This window comes from Burkholderia vietnamiensis LMG 10929 (genome assembly GCF_000959445.1).
GTDB classification, from domain to species: Bacteria; Pseudomonadota; Gammaproteobacteria; order Burkholderiales; family Burkholderiaceae; genus Burkholderia; species Burkholderia vietnamiensis.
In genome coordinates this window covers 1,986,765-2,001,301 of sequence record NZ_CP009631.1, presented here as the reverse complement: position 1 = coordinate 2,001,301, position 14,537 = coordinate 1,986,765, and the positions used below count along the sequence as shown (strand labels likewise).

At 66.5% G+C, this 14,537-nt stretch carries 12 protein-coding genes and 7 tRNA genes; 6 read left to right on the top strand and 13 right to left on the bottom strand.

The window, feature by feature from the left end; all coding sequences use genetic code 11:
- The first annotated feature begins 150 nt into the window (after positions 1–150).
- Positions 151–1,701 (top strand): DEAD/DEAH box helicase, encoded by a 1,551-nt coding sequence (locus AK36_RS19135; RefSeq protein ID WP_045578972.1) that lies wholly within the window; start codon positions 151–153, stop codon positions 1,699–1,701.
- A gap of 369 nt (positions 1,702–2,070) precedes the next feature.
- Positions 2,071–3,378, top strand: a complete 1,308-nt coding sequence (aceA, locus tag AK36_RS19130; protein ID WP_014723240.1) for an isocitrate lyase — start codon at positions 2,071–2,073, stop codon at positions 3,376–3,378.
- Positions 3,379–3,580: 202 nt separating this feature from the next.
- Here aceA and AK36_RS19125 read toward each other — a convergent pair whose 3' ends face one another.
- Complete coding sequence (locus AK36_RS19125; protein WP_011885173.1) at positions 3,581–4,015, bottom strand: universal stress protein; 435 nt, start codon at positions 4,013–4,015, stop codon at positions 3,581–3,583.
- A 174-nt stretch (positions 4,016–4,189) separates the two neighbouring features.
- Positions 4,190–5,095: a LysR family transcriptional regulator gene (locus tag AK36_RS19120; RefSeq protein ID WP_011885174.1), complete on the bottom strand. Its 906-nt coding sequence runs from the start codon at positions 5,093–5,095 to the stop codon at positions 4,190–4,192.
- 157 nt (positions 5,096–5,252) lie between these two features.
- On the opposite strand from AK36_RS19120, the gene AK36_RS19115 reads away from it, so the two are divergent.
- Both AK36_RS19115 and aceB read left to right on the top strand, forming a co-directional pair.
- Positions 5,253–6,014 (top strand): haloacid dehalogenase type II, encoded by a 762-nt coding sequence (locus tag AK36_RS19115; protein WP_045578971.1) that lies wholly within the window; start codon positions 5,253–5,255, stop codon positions 6,012–6,014.
- Between the two features lie 67 nt (positions 6,015–6,081).
- Positions 6,082–7,674 carry a malate synthase A gene (gene aceB, locus AK36_RS19110; protein WP_034195300.1) on the top strand — a complete coding sequence of 531 codons (1,593 nt, stop codon included), beginning with the start codon at positions 6,082–6,084 and terminating at the stop codon, positions 7,672–7,674.
- Positions 7,675–7,824: 150 nt separating this feature from the next.
- Here aceB and AK36_RS19105 read toward each other — a convergent pair whose 3' ends face one another.
- Positions 7,825–8,238 carry a gamma-glutamylcyclotransferase family protein gene (locus AK36_RS19105; protein ID WP_045578970.1) on the bottom strand — a complete coding sequence of 138 codons (414 nt, stop codon included), beginning with the start codon at positions 8,236–8,238 and terminating at the stop codon, positions 7,825–7,827.
- A 190-nt stretch (positions 8,239–8,428) separates the two neighbouring features.
- Between AK36_RS19105 and AK36_RS19100 the strand changes: the two genes are divergently transcribed.
- Positions 8,429–9,322: an AraC family transcriptional regulator gene (locus AK36_RS19100; RefSeq protein WP_011885178.1), complete on the top strand. Its 894-nt coding sequence runs from the start codon at positions 8,429–8,431 to the stop codon at positions 9,320–9,322.
- A 27-nt stretch (positions 9,323–9,349) separates the two neighbouring features.
- Here AK36_RS19100 and AK36_RS19095 read toward each other — a convergent pair whose 3' ends face one another.
- The 9 genes from AK36_RS19095 to gltX form a co-directional block, all read right to left on the bottom strand.
- Positions 9,350–9,814 carry a GNAT family N-acetyltransferase gene (locus tag AK36_RS19095; protein ID WP_011885179.1) on the bottom strand — a complete coding sequence of 155 codons (465 nt, stop codon included), beginning with the start codon at positions 9,812–9,814 and terminating at the stop codon, positions 9,350–9,352.
- Between the two features lie 161 nt (positions 9,815–9,975).
- Positions 9,976–10,052 (bottom strand) — tRNA-Asp (locus AK36_RS19090).
- Positions 10,053–10,125: 73 nt separating this feature from the next.
- Positions 10,126–10,201: transfer RNA gene (locus tag AK36_RS19085), tRNA-Glu, on the bottom strand.
- Positions 10,202–10,266: 65 nt separating this feature from the next.
- A tRNA-Asp gene (locus tag AK36_RS19080) sits at positions 10,267–10,343 on the bottom strand.
- A gap of 79 nt (positions 10,344–10,422) precedes the next feature.
- Positions 10,423–10,498, bottom strand: a tRNA-Glu gene (locus tag AK36_RS19075).
- 63 nt (positions 10,499–10,561) lie between these two features.
- Positions 10,562–10,638, bottom strand: a tRNA-Asp gene (locus AK36_RS19070).
- 81 nt (positions 10,639–10,719) lie between these two features.
- Positions 10,720–10,795: transfer RNA gene (locus tag AK36_RS19065), tRNA-Glu, on the bottom strand.
- Positions 10,796–10,932: 137 nt separating this feature from the next.
- Positions 10,933–11,008, bottom strand: a tRNA-Ala gene (locus tag AK36_RS19060).
- A 127-nt stretch (positions 11,009–11,135) separates the two neighbouring features.
- Positions 11,136–12,545, bottom strand: a complete 1,410-nt coding sequence (gltX, locus tag AK36_RS19055; RefSeq protein WP_045578969.1) for a glutamate--tRNA ligase — start codon at positions 12,543–12,545, stop codon at positions 11,136–11,138.
- Between the two features lie 279 nt (positions 12,546–12,824).
- Between gltX and AK36_RS19050 the strand changes: the two genes are divergently transcribed.
- Positions 12,825–13,739 (top strand): patatin-like phospholipase family protein, encoded by a 915-nt coding sequence (locus tag AK36_RS19050; RefSeq protein ID WP_011885181.1) that lies wholly within the window; start codon positions 12,825–12,827, stop codon positions 13,737–13,739.
- 90 nt (positions 13,740–13,829) lie between these two features.
- Here the strand turns inward: AK36_RS19050 and AK36_RS19045 are convergent, their stop codons facing one another.
- Complete coding sequence (locus AK36_RS19045) at positions 13,830–14,501, bottom strand: C40 family peptidase (protein WP_011885182.1); 672 nt, start codon at positions 14,499–14,501, stop codon at positions 13,830–13,832.
- Positions 14,502–14,537 lie beyond the last annotated feature (36 nt).

Below are 14,537 nucleotides of genomic sequence, written 5' to 3'. Positions count from 1 at the left end.
GAAGCGCGCCGCACCCAAAACAGCTTCTAATGCCTCATCCGCCGACGGTTCGGCGGATTGCACCCGTTTCCCGATTTGCTCGCTGAATCCGACGACTTGGGTATGCGCGATTGGCGCCGACGTTTCACCCACTGTGTTTCAAGGATTGTTATGACTTCGAGCATCAACACCAGCCCGCTCAACGCGATCGCCGACCAGGCGCTCGGTCTCGACGCCGCCGCACCGGCCGCAGTCGAACCGGCGTCGGACGAGCCGACTTTCGCGTCGCTCGGGCTGTCGCCGGAGATCGTCTCCGCGCTGGAGGCAGCCGGCTACGCCAAGCCGACGCCGGTGCAGCAGCGCGCGATTCCGGCCGGTATCGCCGGCCGGGATCTACTGGTATCGAGCCCGACCGGTTCGGGCAAAACGGCCGCCTTCATGCTGCCCGCGATCGAACGCTTCGCGCAGCTCCAGAAATCGCAGGCGCAGCAACCGCGCGCGCCGCGTGAACCGAACCAGGGCGACCGCCGTGCGCGCCGCCCGCAACCGGTCGCTCGTCCGAGCCTGCTCGTGCTGACGCCGACCCGCGAACTCGCGATGCAGGTCACCACGGCCGCGACGACCTACGGCAAGCACCTGCGTCGCCTGCGCACGGTCAGCATCCTCGGCGGCGTGGCCTACGGCCAGCAGCTGATGCTGCTCGCGAAGAACCCCGAGATCCTCGTCGCGACGCCGGGCCGCCTGCTCGACCACCTCGAGCGCGGCCGCATCGACCTGTCGGAACTGAAGATGCTCGTGCTCGACGAAGCCGACCGCATGCTCGACATGGGCTTCATCGACGACATCGAAACGATCGTCGCCGCGACGCCCGCGTCGCGCCAGACGATGCTGTTCTCGGCCACGCTCGACGGCAAGATCGGTTCGCTGACGAGCCGTCTGCTGAACAACCCGGAGCGCATCGAGATCGTCGCGAAGATCGAGTCGCGCGCGAACATCGCGCAAACGGTGCACTACGTCGACGACCGCGACCACAAGGATCGCCTGCTCGATCACCTGCTGCGCGACGACGCGCTCGACCAGGCGATCATCTTCACGGCGACCAAGATCGACGCCGACCAGCTCGCCGGCCGCCTCGCCGACGCCGGCTTCGAATCGGCCGCGCTGCACGGCGACCTGCCGCAGGGCGCGCGCAACCGCACGATCCGTGCGCTGCGCGAGCGTCGCGTGCGCGTGCTGGTCGCGACCGACGTCGCAGCCCGCGGCATCGACATCCCCGGCATCACGCACGTGTTCAACTACGACCTGCCGAAGTTCGCGGAAGACTACGTGCACCGTATCGGCCGCACCGGCCGCGCCGGTCGCTCGGGCACCGCGGTGAGCCTCGTGCACCACGCGGAACAAGGCGCGCTCAAGCGCATCGAGCGCTTCGTGCGCTCGCCGCTGCCGGTCAACGTGATCGAAGGCTTCGAGCCGCGCAAGGCACCGACCCGCACGCCGGGCAGCGGCGGTCGCGGCCGTCCGGGCGGCGGTAACGGCGGTCGCCGTTTCGGCGGCAAGCCGGGCGGCGGCTACGGCAGCGGCAATGGCCGTAGCTACGGCGGCGGTAATGCCAACGGCAACGGCGGCGGCTGGAGCGGCAAGCCGGGCGGCAGCCGCGACGGCGGTCCGCGCCGCGACAGCCAGCGCAGCGGCGGCCCGCGTCGCAGCAACTCGGCGTCGTAAGCACGTCCCGGGCGGCCCCGCCGCCCCAGCCATCGGCAAGACCGGCGCACCCGCGCCGGTTTTTTTTCGTCTCGCGCTACATTTCACGATGCGGGAAATTTTTTTGCGTCGTAAAAAATCATGCTGCGTGGCACAACCCGCGCCGTTGCGTGATGGAAAAACCCGTTTCTCAATGCGACACGCTCCGCATATCCCACTGATTCATAACGGTTAAAAAATTTCATCGGGTTCCGAAAAGCCTCTGTTTCCGCTCCGGCGGTTTGCCTAGACTCTTATACAAGACTTCGCCACCTTCACCGGTCTCGCGAAACAGCATCGTCAGCGTCCGATTCGAACCATCAGGCAATACACCGTATCAAGGAGCACATCATGTCGCGACAGCAACAGGCACTGGAACTGCAGAAGCAGTGGGACACCGATCCGCGCTGGACGGGCATCAAGCGCGGCTATACGGCCGACGACGTGGTCCGCCTGCGCGGCTCGATCGCCGTCGAGCACACGCTCGCGAAGCGCGGCGCGGAAAAGCTCTGGCGGCTCATCAACGAGGAGCCGTTCGTCAACGCGCTGGGCGCGCTCACCGGCAACCAGGCGATGCAGCAGGTGAAGGCCGGGCTGAAGGCCATCTACCTGTCGGGCTGGCAGGTGGCCGGCGACGCGAACGTCGCCGGTGAAATGTACCCGGACCAGTCGCTGTATCCGGCGAACTCGGTGCCGCTCGTCGTCAAGCGCATCAACAACACGCTGACGCGCGCCGACCAGATCCAGTGGTCGGAAGGCAAGGACCCCGGCGACGAAGGCTACGTCGATTTCTTCGCGCCGATCGTCGCGGACGCGGAAGCCGGCTTCGGCGGCGTGCTGAACGCGTTCGAGCTGATGAAGGCGATGATCGAGGCCGGCGCGTCGGGTGTCCACTTCGAGGACCAGCTCGCGTCGGTGAAGAAGTGCGGCCACATGGGCGGCAAGGTGCTCGTGCCGACGCGCGAGGCCGTGGCGAAGCTGTCGGCGGCACGGCTCGCCGCCGACGTGATGGGCACGCCGACCGTCCTGGTCGCCCGCACTGACGCGGAAGCCGCGGACCTCATCACCTCCGACATCGACGACAACGACAAGCCGTTCCTCACCGGCGAGCGCACGGTCGAAGGCTTTTTCCGCACCAAGCCGGGCCTCGAGCAGGCGATCTCGCGCGGCCTCGCGTATGCGCCGTATGCGGACCTCGTGTGGTGCGAGACGGGCAAGCCGGATCTCGAGTACGCGAAGAAGTTCGCGGAGGCGATCCACAAGCAGTTCCCGGGCAAGATGCTGTCGTACAACTGCTCGCCGTCGTTCAACTGGAAGAAGAACCTCGACGACGCGACGATCGCGAAGTTCCAGAAGGAACTCGGCGCGATGGGCTACAAGTTCCAGTTCATCACGCTGGCCGGCTTCCACGCGCTGAACTACTCGATGTTCAACCTCGCGCACGGCTATGCCCGCACGCAGATGAGCGCGTTCGTCGAACTGCAGCAGGCCGAGTTCGAAGCGGCCGACAAGGGCTTCACCGCGGTCAAGCACCAGCGCGAGGTCGGCACCGGCTACTTCGACGCGGTGACGCAGACGGTCGAGCGCGAAGCGTCGACCACCGCGCTGCACGGCTCGACCGAGGACGAACAGTTCTTCGACGGCAAGAAGGTGGCATAAGGCGCGCCAGCACCGCACCGGACAACAATCAGGGAGGAGACGGCAGGCGCGCGACGAAAGTCGCGCGACCGGCCGCGCGGCTTCGGCCGCCTGCAACGACGCGCGCCGGCCTGGTCCGGCGCGCCCTTTTTCGGCGCGGTCGTACGGTCGTACGGTCGTACGGTCGTACGGTCGTACGGCCGTAGCGCCGAGGCCGCCGCCGTTACCGATAGACGATCACCGGAATTTTCGTATGGGTCAGCACGCGTTGCGTTTCGCTGCCGATCAGCAGGCTGCCGAGCCCGCGACGTCCGTGGGACGCCATGAAGATCACGTCGCAGCCGCCGCGCTCGGCCGCCTCGATGATGCCGAGGTACGGCGACGGATGCACGCTCGTCCAGCTGTCGCATGCGACGCCGGCCGCCTTCGCGGCGGCCTGCACGTCGTCGAGATGCGCGCGCGCCTCGCGCTCGCTGCGGGCCCGGAAATCGGCCGGCGGCTCGATGATCACCTCGGAAAACGGCGAGTACGGGTACTGCGGCAGGCACGCATAGGCGGTGACGCGCGCGCCGACCGCACGCGCGAGATCGATCGCGCCGTCGATCGCCTTCTGCGACAGCTCGGAGCCGTCAGTTGGAACGAGGATGTGCCGGAACATCGCGCCCTCCTGCGTCAGTCGGACCGCGCGCGCCGCGTCCGCGAGCCAAGCCGCCGCGGAACGTCGCGCACGCCAGCTTCGATTGTAGTGCGCGAAACCCGGCTGCCGACGCCGGCAGCGGGTTCGCCCTCATATCGGAAACGCGCGGGACGACGCGGCAGCATGCCATGCGCCCTATGCGCCCCAATACCCCGGCCGTTCGTACGTGTGCTTCAGATAGTCGAGAAAGAGCCGCACGCGCAACGGCAAATGGCGGCGCTGCGGAAACACCGCATGGATGCCGATCGGCGGCGCCGCGAACGCGTCGAGCACGCTGACCAGACGGCCGGCCGCGACGTCGTCGCCGACCTCCCACCACGAGCGCCAGGCGAGGCCGTAGCCGGCGAGACACCATTCGTGCAGCACCGCGCCGTCCGAGCACTCCATCGTGCCGCTCACGCGGATCGACACGACCTTGCCGTCCTCCTGGAACGTCCAGCCGCGCTGCTGGTTCGCGTTGGCGGCAAGCGCCAGGCAGTTGTGGCGCGCGAGCTCGGCGAGCGTCGCCGGCGTGCCGCGGCGCGCGAGATACGCGGGCGACGCGACGCACACGCGGCGGTTCTCGCCCAGTTTCAGCGACACCAGCGACGAATCGGGCAGCTCGCCGAGCCGCACCGCGCAATCGAACCCTTCGTTGACGAGGTCGACCATCCGGTCGGACAGGTCGAGCGTGACCGATACGTCCGGATGCGCGCCGCTGAACTCCGGCACGAGCGGCGCGACGTGACGCCGCCCGAAGCCCGCCGGCGCGGAGATGCGCAGATGGCCGCTCGCCTTCACGCCGCCCGCCGACACGCTGGCTTCGGCGTTCTGCATGTCGTTGATGATCCGCTGGCAATCCTCGAGGAACGCCGAGCCTTCGAAGGTCAGCGTGAGCTTGCGTGTCGTGCGCACCAGCAGCTTCACGCCGAGCCGCTCCTCGAGCGCGTCGAGGCGGCGGCCGATGATCGCCGGCGCGACGCCCTCCGCGTGCGCGGCCGCCGACAGGCTGCCCTTCGCCGCGACCGCGGCGAACGTTTCGATCTGCTTGAACCGGTCCATGACTCGCAACGGGCGACGGCGCCGCCGCCCTTCAATTCGTCTGAGCGACCAAGATTATGTATGTGAAAGTAAAAAATCAAGTGATGATTCGCGTCTTTTTTAGAAGCAGCGATCACGAATAGAATCGATTCGACCTCTGAAACTGGAGCGCAAGGCTATGTCGGCCACAACGACACTCTCCTCTCCCGCCGCCATCCTGTTCGACGCATTCGGCACGTTGTTCGACGTGCATGCGGTCGTGGCCGCGGCCGAGCAGATGTTTCCCGGTCACGGCGACCGGCTGTCGCAGCTGTGGCGGCGCAAGCAGATCGAATATTCGCAGTTGCGCACGCTCGCCGATCCGGCCGGCGCGCGCTATCGCCCGTTTCGCGACATCACGCTCGACGCGCTGCGCTTCGCCGCACGCGCGCTCGGCCTCGCGCTGAACAGCGCGGCCGAAAAGCGGCTGATGGACCAATACGCATGCCTGTCGACCTATCCCGACACGGTGCCCGCGCTGCGCCGGTTGCGCGCGCTCGAACCGCGCCCGGCGCTCGCGATCCTGTCGAACGGCAACCCCGACATGCTCGACATCGCGGTCAAGAGCGCCGGCATGGCCGGCCTGTTCGATCGCGTGCTGTCCGCCGACACCGTGCGCGCGTACAAGCCGAGCCCGCTCGCGTATGCGCTCGGCACCACCGCCTTCGGCGCGCGGCCGCGCGAGCTCGTGTTCGTGTCGTCGAACGCGTGGGACGTCGCGGGCGCCGCCTGGTTCGGCTACACGACGTTCTGGCTGAACCGCACCGGCGCGCCCGCCGACGAGCTCGGCGTGTCGCCCGACGGCACCGGCAGCGGCATGGCCGACCTGCTCGCATTCCTCGCCACCCCGGCTTCGTCCGGCAGACCGGCCAACCGCGCGCGCCCCGGCCCGGGCGCATGACGCGCGCCGCGCTGCCGCCTCACCCTTTCACCGAAACCGCAACTGACCGACCAAGGAGATGACACTCATGAGCACCCCGATCACGCTGCCGCAAGGCATGGCGATCACCGGCGAAATCAAGCCGGGCTACGAAGCGATCCTGACGCCCGACGCGCTCGCCGTCGTCGCGGCGCTGCATCGCGCATTCGAGCCGCGTCGCCAGGCGCTGCTGCAGGCGCGCGTCGAGCGCACGAAGCGCCTCGACGCCGGCGAGCGCCCCGATTTCCTCGCCGATACGAAGGCGATCCGCGAAGGCGACTGGAAGGTCGCGCCGCTGCCGGCCGACCTGCAATGCCGCCGTGTCGAAATCACCGGCCCCGTCGAGCGCAAGATGATCATCAACGCGCTGAATTCGGGCGCGGACTCGTACATGACCGACTTCGAGGATTCGAACGCGCCGAGCTGGACCAACCAGATCGACGGCCAGATCAACCTGAAGGACGCGGTGCGCCGCACGATCTCGCTCGAGCAGAACGGCAAGTCCTACAAGCTGAACGACAAGGTCGCGACGCTGATCGTGCGTCCGCGCGGCTGGCACCTCGACGAAAAGCACGTGACGGTCGACGGCCAGCGCGTGTCTGGCGGGATCTTCGATTTCGCGCTGTACCTGTTCCACAACGCGAAGGAACTGATTGCGCGCGGCTCGGGCCCATACTTCTATCTGCCGAAGATGGAAAGCCATCTCGAGGCGCGCCTGTGGAACGACATCTTCGTCGCCGCGCAGGAAGCGGTCGGCATCCCGCGCGGCACGATCCGCGCGACGGTGCTGATCGAGACGATCCTCGCCGCGTTCGAGATGGACGAGATCCTGTACGAACTGCGTGAACACAGCTCGGGCCTGAACGCCGGCCGCTGGGACTACATCTTCTCGGCGATCAAGAAGTTCAAGAATGACCGCGACTTCTGCCTGGCCGATCGCTCGAAGATCACGATGACGGTGCCGTTCATGCGCGCATACGCGCTGCTGCTGCTGAAGACCTGCCACAAGCGCAACGCGCCGGCGATCGGCGGGATGAGCGCGCTGATTCCGATCAAGAACGATCCGGAAGCGAACGACAAGGCGATGGGCGGCGTGCGCTCGGACAAGCAGCGCGACGCGACCGACGGCTACGACGGTGGCTGGGTCGCGCATCCGGGCCTGGTGCCGATCGCGATGGAGGAATTCGTCAAGGTGCTCGGCGACAAGCCGAACCAGATCGGCAAGCAGCGCGACGACGTGCAGATCGAAGGCCGCAACCTGCTCGATTTCCAGCCGGAAGCGCCGATCACCGAAGCCGGCCTGCGCAACAACATCAACGTCGGCATCCACTACCTCGGCGCGTGGCTCGACGGCAACGGCTGCGTGCCGATCCACAACCTGATGGAAGACGCAGCCACCGCGGAAATCTCGCGCTCGCAGGTATGGCAGTGGATCCGCTCGCCGAAGGGCGTACTCGACGACGGCCGCAAGGTGACCGCCGAGCTCGTGCGCGAATACACGAAGGCCGAGCTGGAGAACGTGAAGCGCTCGGTCGGCGGCAACACGCAGCCGTACGAGCGGGCCGCGGCGATCTTCGAACAGATGTCGACGTCGGAAGGCTTCACCGAATTCCTGACGCTGCCGCTGTACGAGGAAATCTGACCGCGCGGCCGGATCCTGCGGGATCCGGCCGACGCCGCCAGGCCGCCGCCGGCCGTGCGACACGGCGGCCGGCTGGACCAGGCGCCCCGCGGGGCGCTTTTTTTTCGCTGGCCGCGTGAGCGGGAGCGTGCGCGTGCGCGGCGCGCAGGCTCAGGCCGCTTCGCGCTCGCGGCGATGCTGGACCCAGTCGCCGGACGCGATGCGCGGGCGGTCGGCGGCCGCATGCGCGGCGACCGGGTAGTACACGCACGCATAGGCTCGGCCGCCGAGTTCGACGGTCACCGGTTCCTGCCGGAACAACGTGTCGACGCCGGGATAGACGCGTTCGATCTCGTCGAGCACGGGCAGCAACAGTTCGTCGACCGCGTACACGTCGCCCCACACGAGCGACTGACCGGCCGCACCGGCCACCATGCCTGGATAAGTGCCGAAATCGTACAGTTCGCCGGGCAGCGCGATGGCTCCGAGGAGCGTGGGCGCAGGGATGCCGTGGCGCGCGGCCGCATGGCCGATGTCGTTGGCCTCGCCTGCTCGCAACGTGCCGTAGACGAATACATGGCGCATCGTGGTTCTCCTCTTCGATTCTGGTATGGCCGGGGCGTCGCGGCGACGGCGTGCGTTACGCCGGACGGAATGCGCGCAGCTCCATACAAAGTTCATTCGGGCCGGTCATTATCAGCTGAAAAACCGCCGCATGCGCCTGCGCGGCGCCTTCTAAAATAACGGCATCGCAGCCGCGCCGACCGAATCGCCCATGAATCCGCCCGCCCAAGCCGACGCATCGAACCCGTACGACGTCATCGACATTCCGCCCGAATTCGCACCGACCCGCGTGCACCCGATGCGCGTGCGCGCGCGGCAGGTCGACGCGGGCCGGCGGATTCCGCGGCACACGCATGCATGGGCGCAGCTCGCGTATGCGTCGCGCGGCGTGCTGCGGGTCGCCACGACCGGCACGACCTGGATGGTGCCGCCGTCGCGCGCGATCTGGGTGCCGCCGCACGTGACGCACGAGGTCGTGATCGTCGAGGAGGCGTACCTGCGCACGGTCTATCTCGACGAATCGATCGTGCCGGACGGGCTCGACGCATGCCGAGTCGTCGAGGTCACGGGCCTGTTGCGCGAGCTGATCGTCGCGCTCGATGCCCGCGCGCTGAGCAGCGCGCGCGAGCGGCTCTTGTGCGGGCTCGTGCTCGACGAGCTGAGCCATGCCGAACCGCTGCCGCTCGCGGTGCCGATGCCGGAAGAAAAGCGGCTGCGCATGCTGTGCGAGTCGGTGCTCGCGCAGCCGGCGCATGCGGAGTCGCTCGAGCATTGGGCGAGCGAGGTCGGCGCGAGCACGCGCACGATTTCGCGGCTGTTCAAGCAGGAGCTGGGCGTCAGTTTTTCGCAGTGGCGGCAGCAGGCGCTGCTCGCGCGGGCGATTCCGCTGTTGAACCAGGGGCGCGCGCTGTCGCATGTCGCGCGCGAGCTCGGCTACCAGAGCCAGAGCGCGTTTTCGGCGATGTTCCGCCGTGCATTCGGCGAAAGCCCGCGCGCGTTCATGCTGCGCGGCTTCGAGCATCGCGGCACGGAAGACCGCGTGCCGGCCGCAGATGATGACGAGGACGACACCGACGGCCGCGGTGCGCTCGACACGATCGGGTAACTCGCACGGTGTGCCGGGTGCGTGCGCTCAGACCGCGCGTACCATGTGCCGGATCGAGCCGAGCTGCGCCGGGCGCGGCCCGGTGACGCGATAGCCCATGCGCTGATAAAGGCGGGCGGCCGGGTTGTCGACGAACACGCGCAACTGCAGTTCGTGCAGGCCGCGCGCGCGTGCCCAGCGATGCGACATGTCGAGCATGTAGGTGCCGGCGCCCTGCCCTCGATGACCGGCGGCGATCTGCACGTCGCGGATATGCAGCGAATCGCCCTCCTCGGTCACGCGCAGCACGCCGATGCGCTCGCCGTCGGCTTCCAGGATGAAGTTCTCGGATTCGCGCCAGCTCGCGTAGAACAGGTCGCTGCGCCACACGAGCCCATGGCGCTTGTAATAGGCGCCCATGTTGCCGTGCGTGAGCGCCTCGGCAAACGGGAAATCGCCGGACTCCGCAGGTCGGAGCTGATACAGCAGTCGCAGGTCGGTCGGATCGAGCATCGCGCTTGGGTCGAGATCGCACTCCGCCACGATAGCGCAGTCGTCGGCGGATGCAATCGCGAATTTCTCGGAGCGGCGATGAGGATCAAGGCGCCCGCAAGCGCGGCACGCGTGGAACACGCAAATGAAAAAGCCCGCACGAGGCGGGCTTCTTCATTTTCTGGCGGAGCGGACGGGACTCGAACCCGCGACCCCCGGCGTGACAGGCCGGTATTCTAACCGACTGAACTACCGCTCCAGTCTTGCTTCTTGCCTGGCAGGCGTCGGTTACTTCCTGCCGGCGCATCGTTTGTTCGAACGACGCCGAAATCTGGCGTCCCCTAGGGGATTCGAACCCCTGTACTCACCGTGAAAGGGTGATGTCCTAGGCCTCTAGACGAAGGGGACAACGTACTGCTTACATCTTTAACGAAAAAGCCCGTTCAAATACGTTCTTTGAACGGGCTTCGTTCTGGCGGAGCGGACGGGACTCGAACCCGCGACCCCCGGCGTGACAGGCCGGTATTCTAACCAACTGAACTACCGCTCCAGCTTTCTTCATCACCACCTGCAGGACCTCGTTCACGCCCTGCAAGCGCTGCGACACTTCTACGAAACGCCGCTGAATCTGGCGTCCCCTAGGGGATTCGAACCCCTGTACTCACCGTGAAAGGGTGATGTCCTAGGCCTCTAGACGAAGGGGACAACGTACTGCTTACATCCTTAATACAAAAGCCCGCTCAAATACGTCTTGAACGGGCTTCGTTCTGGCGGAGCGGACGGGACTCGAACCCGCGACCCCCGGCGTGACAGGCCGGTATTCTAACCGACTGAACTACCGCTCCAACTTTCTGCACCGTTACCCGCAGGACGTCGGTTACGTTCCTGCAAGCCTCGCGACACTTCTACGAAACGCCGCTAAATTCTGGCGTCCCCTAGGGGATTCGAACCCCTGTACTCACCGTGAAAGGGTGATGTCCTAGGCCTCTAGACGAAGGGGACATGATCTTTTCAGATCTGTCTGACTTTCGCTATTCACTTACCGTCAACAGCGAAGGCCGAAATTCTAACTGCTTTAAATCTTTTTGTGAAGCATTTATTACTACCAGCGCTTCGCAAATCAATTTGTTTTGTTCTGATGGTGGAGGTAAGCGGGATCGAACCGCTGACCTCTTGCATGCCATGCAAGCGCTCTCCCAGCTGAGCTATACCCCCTTGCAGAACAGAAATGAGATTATATGGACCGAATTTGAACTTGTAAATACCCTTTTTGCGATTGGCGCGAAATTTTTTGCGAAGCCGCCATCGGGTCGCCGGACGGCAGCCTCGCGCCGCCCCAACCTCAAGCCAGCGCGGCCTCGATACGCGATACGACCGCGTCGCGGCCGAACAGCACGAGCACCGCGTCGATCGACGGCGTATGCGTGGTACCCGCCACCAGCAGCCGGACCGGCATCGCAAGCTGCGGCATCTTCAGCTTGTGCGTCGCGAGCGTCGCCTTCAACGCTGCCGATACCGCTTCCTTGGTCCAGTCGGCGGCCTTCAGCGCGGCTGCGAGATCGGCCAGCGCCGGGCGCACCGCGTCGGTCACGTGCTGCGCGAGCGCATCGGCGTCGGGCGCCGGGACGCGATAGAACATCGCAGCGCCTTCCGCGATTTCCTTGACCGTCGTCGCGCGGTCCTTCATCAGGCCGATCACCGCGTCGAGCGCGGGGCCGGTCGCGATCGCCGCGTCGTCGATGCCGAGCACGTCGAGGAACGGCTTCGCGAGCGCGGCGAGGCGTGCGTTGTCGGCTTCCTTGATGTAGTGCGCGTTCAGCCAGCTCAGCTTGCTGTGGTCGTACTGCGCGGGCGACTTGCCCAGGTGCTCGAGATCGAACCACTCGACGAACTGTTCGCGCGAGAAGATTTCCGCGTCGCCGTGCGACCAGCCGAGGCGCGCGAGATAGTTGACGACGGCCTCCGGCAGGAAACCCGCGTCGCGATACGCCATCACGCTCATCGCGCCGTGGCGCTTGCTCATCTTCTCGCCCTGCTCGTTCAGCACGGTCGGCAGGTGCGCGTAGACGGGCGGCTCGCCGCCGAGCGCGCGCAGGATGTTGATCTGGCGCGGCGTGTTGTTCACATGGTCGTCGCCACGGATCACGTGCGTGATGTTCATGTCCATGTCGTCCACGACCACGCAGAAGTTGTAGATCGGCGTGCCGTCCGGACGCGCGATCACGAGGTCGTCGAGCTCCTCGTTCGAGATCTCGACACGCCCCTTCACCGCGTCGTCCCACACGACCGTGCCGGTCAGCGGGTTGCGGAAGCGCAGCACCGGCTTCACGCCGGCCGGCGGCTCGGGCAGCACCTTGCCAGGCTCCGGGCGCCACGTGCCGTCATAGCGCGGCTTCTCGCCGGCCGCGCGCTGGCGTTCGCGCAGCGCATCGAGCTCCTCGGCCGACATGTAGCACGGGTAAGCGAGGCCCTGTTCGAGCATCTGCGCCAGCACCTCGCGATAGCGATCCATGCGCTGCATCTGGTAGATCGGACCTTCGTCGAAATCGAGGCCGAGCCATTGCATCCCTTCGAGGATCGCGTCGACGGCTTCCTGCGACGAGCGCTCGACGTCGGTATCCTCGATACGCAGCACGAACGTGCCCTTCATCTTGCGGGCGAACGCCCACGGATAGAGCGCGGAGCGGATGTTGCCGAGGTGGATGAAGCCGGTTGGACTCGGTGCGAAGCGGGTACGGACAGGACGGGTCATAAACGGTAACTCGAACGCCTGGGGCGCATGAATGATTCGACGCGGGACGACGGCGGCAAACCGCACAACGACGGGGCCGGCCGCGCCCGGAACGGGAAAGAAGCCGGAATTATACTCGCGCCGGTCTGCGCGCCAAGCGCACCGCTTGCTTTATGATGTGCGCGCCGCCACCGCCCGCGGGCGCGGCGCCGGCCGCCCGGATTGCCCCGCGCGGCCGCTCGCAATCCATCGCCGCCGCGGGCCGCAAGGCCCGCCACCCAGCCGCCGGAGAATCATTCGATGTCGTCCCCTCGCCTGTCGCGCCGCCACTTCACGATCGCATGCGCGTCCGCCACTCTCGCCGCATGCACGTCGTTCGGCGAGAAGTCCCGTCCCGACAATGCCGCGACCGCGCAGAAGCCCGTGAAGATCGGCATCGCGCTCGGCGGCGGCGCCGCCCGCGGTTTTTCGCACATCGGCGTGCTGAAGGCGCTCGAGGCGCGCGGCATCCCGATCGACCTCGTCGCCGGCACCAGCGCGGGCTCGGTGGTCGGCGCGCTGTACGCGTCGGGCATGAGCGGGCTGCAGATCAACAAGATCGCGCTCGACATGGATCAGGCCGCGATCAGCGACTGGGCGCTGCCGTTCCGCTCGCGCGGGCTGCTGCAGGGCATCGCGCTGCAGAACTTCCTGAACAAGACGCTGAACAACCGGCCGATCGAGAAGATGGCCAAACCGCTCGGCGTCGTCGCGACCGACCTGCAGAACGGTCAGCCGATCCTGTTCCAGCAGGGCAACACGGGGCTCGCGGTGCGCGCGTCGTGCAGCGTGCCGTCGGTGTTCGAGCCCGTGAAGATCGGCAACCGCGAATACGTCGACGGCGGCCTCGTGAGCCCGGTGCCCGCGTCGTTCGCCCGCAAGATGGGCGCGAGCTTCGTGATCGCGGTGGACATCTCGTCGCGGCCGGACGGCGCGGCGACCGACAACCCGATCGAGATGCTGCTGCAGACCTTCACGATCATGGGCCAGACGATCAAGACCTACGAGCTCGACAAGTATGCGGACGTCGTGATCCGCCCGAATCTCGCCGCGATGGGCGGCAGCGACTTCAATCAGCGCAACGCGGCGATCCTCGCGGGCGAGGAAGCGGTGGCGCGCATCATGCCCGAACTGCAGCGCAAGCTCGCGGCCGCGCGCGGCGGCGTGGCCGCATGAGCGCGCACGGCGCCCGCCGCTCACGCGGCCCCAAAAGCAAAAAACCCTGTCGCCTTTCGGTGACAGGGTTTCTTTCGACCTGACGAACGATCAGTTGCTGCCGTTCGCGGCGTCGTCGCCGATCGTGGCGCGCACGCGCTGGCGCAGATCCTCGGCGTTCATCGGAAACGTCGATTCGAGCCGGCGCGCGCCGGTGAAACGCTTTTCCCAGTAGCCGCTGTCGAGATCGTCGACGCGCACGGTGCTGCCGGTCGACGGCGAATGCACGAACTTGTTGTCGCCGATGTAGATGCCGACGTGCGAGAACGTGCGGCGCATCGTGTTGAAGAACACGAGATCGCCCGGCTTCAGGTTGCTCATGCTGACCTTCTCGCCGACGCGGCTCATTTCTTCCGCGCGACGCGGCAGCGACATGCCGAGCGTATCCTGGAACACGTAGCGCACGAAGCCGCTGCAATCGAGGCCGGAGTCCGGCGAATTGCCGCCCCAGCGATAGCGCACGCCGATCATGTTCAGCGCGCTGACCACGACGTCGCCCGCCTTGCCCGCCATGCCGGACAGGAACGACTTCGCGCCGCCGCTAGCCGGCTGCGCAGAGGTCTGCTGGAGGGAAGTCGACCCGATTTGAGTCGAATTGCTGACATTCTGATTGAAACTGCTGACTTCGTCGGCGAACGCGCCGGGAGCTGCTGCGATCAGGGCGCCGATGAACAGCCCGGCGACGGTGCGCACACATGCCTGGGACAGGGATCGATGCTGCATTGGTCGATGGAATTTGCTTAAAAATCAGCTGATTGG

Coding starts and splice junctions, on each gene's coding strand:
- AK36_RS19135 (WP_045578972.1), top strand. CDS start 151: ATGACTTCGAGCATCAACACCAGCCCGCTCAACGCGATCGCCGACCAG.
- aceA (WP_014723240.1), top strand. CDS start 2,071: ATGTCGCGACAGCAACAGGCACTGGAACTGCAGAAGCAGTGGGACACC.
- AK36_RS19125 (WP_011885173.1), bottom strand. CDS start 4,015: ATGTTCCGGCACATCCTCGTTCCAACTGACGGCTCCGAGCTGTCGCAG.
- AK36_RS19120 (WP_011885174.1), bottom strand. CDS start 5,095: ATGGACCGGTTCAAGCAGATCGAAACGTTCGCCGCGGTCGCGGCGAAG.
- AK36_RS19115 (WP_045578971.1), top strand. CDS start 5,253: ATGTCGGCCACAACGACACTCTCCTCTCCCGCCGCCATCCTGTTCGAC.
- aceB (WP_034195300.1), top strand. CDS start 6,082: ATGAGCACCCCGATCACGCTGCCGCAAGGCATGGCGATCACCGGCGAA.
- AK36_RS19105 (WP_045578970.1), bottom strand. CDS start 8,238: ATGCGCCATGTATTCGTCTACGGCACGTTGCGAGCAGGCGAGGCCAAC.
- AK36_RS19100 (WP_011885178.1), top strand. CDS start 8,429: ATGAATCCGCCCGCCCAAGCCGACGCATCGAACCCGTACGACGTCATC.
- AK36_RS19095 (WP_011885179.1), bottom strand. CDS start 9,814: ATGCTCGATCCGACCGACCTGCGACTGCTGTATCAGCTCCGACCTGCG.
- gltX (WP_045578969.1), bottom strand. CDS start 12,545: ATGACCCGTCCTGTCCGTACCCGCTTCGCACCGAGTCCAACCGGCTTC.
- AK36_RS19050 (WP_011885181.1), top strand. CDS start 12,825: ATGTCGTCCCCTCGCCTGTCGCGCCGCCACTTCACGATCGCATGCGCG.
- AK36_RS19045 (WP_011885182.1), bottom strand. CDS start 14,501: ATGCAGCATCGATCCCTGTCCCAGGCATGTGTGCGCACCGTCGCCGGG.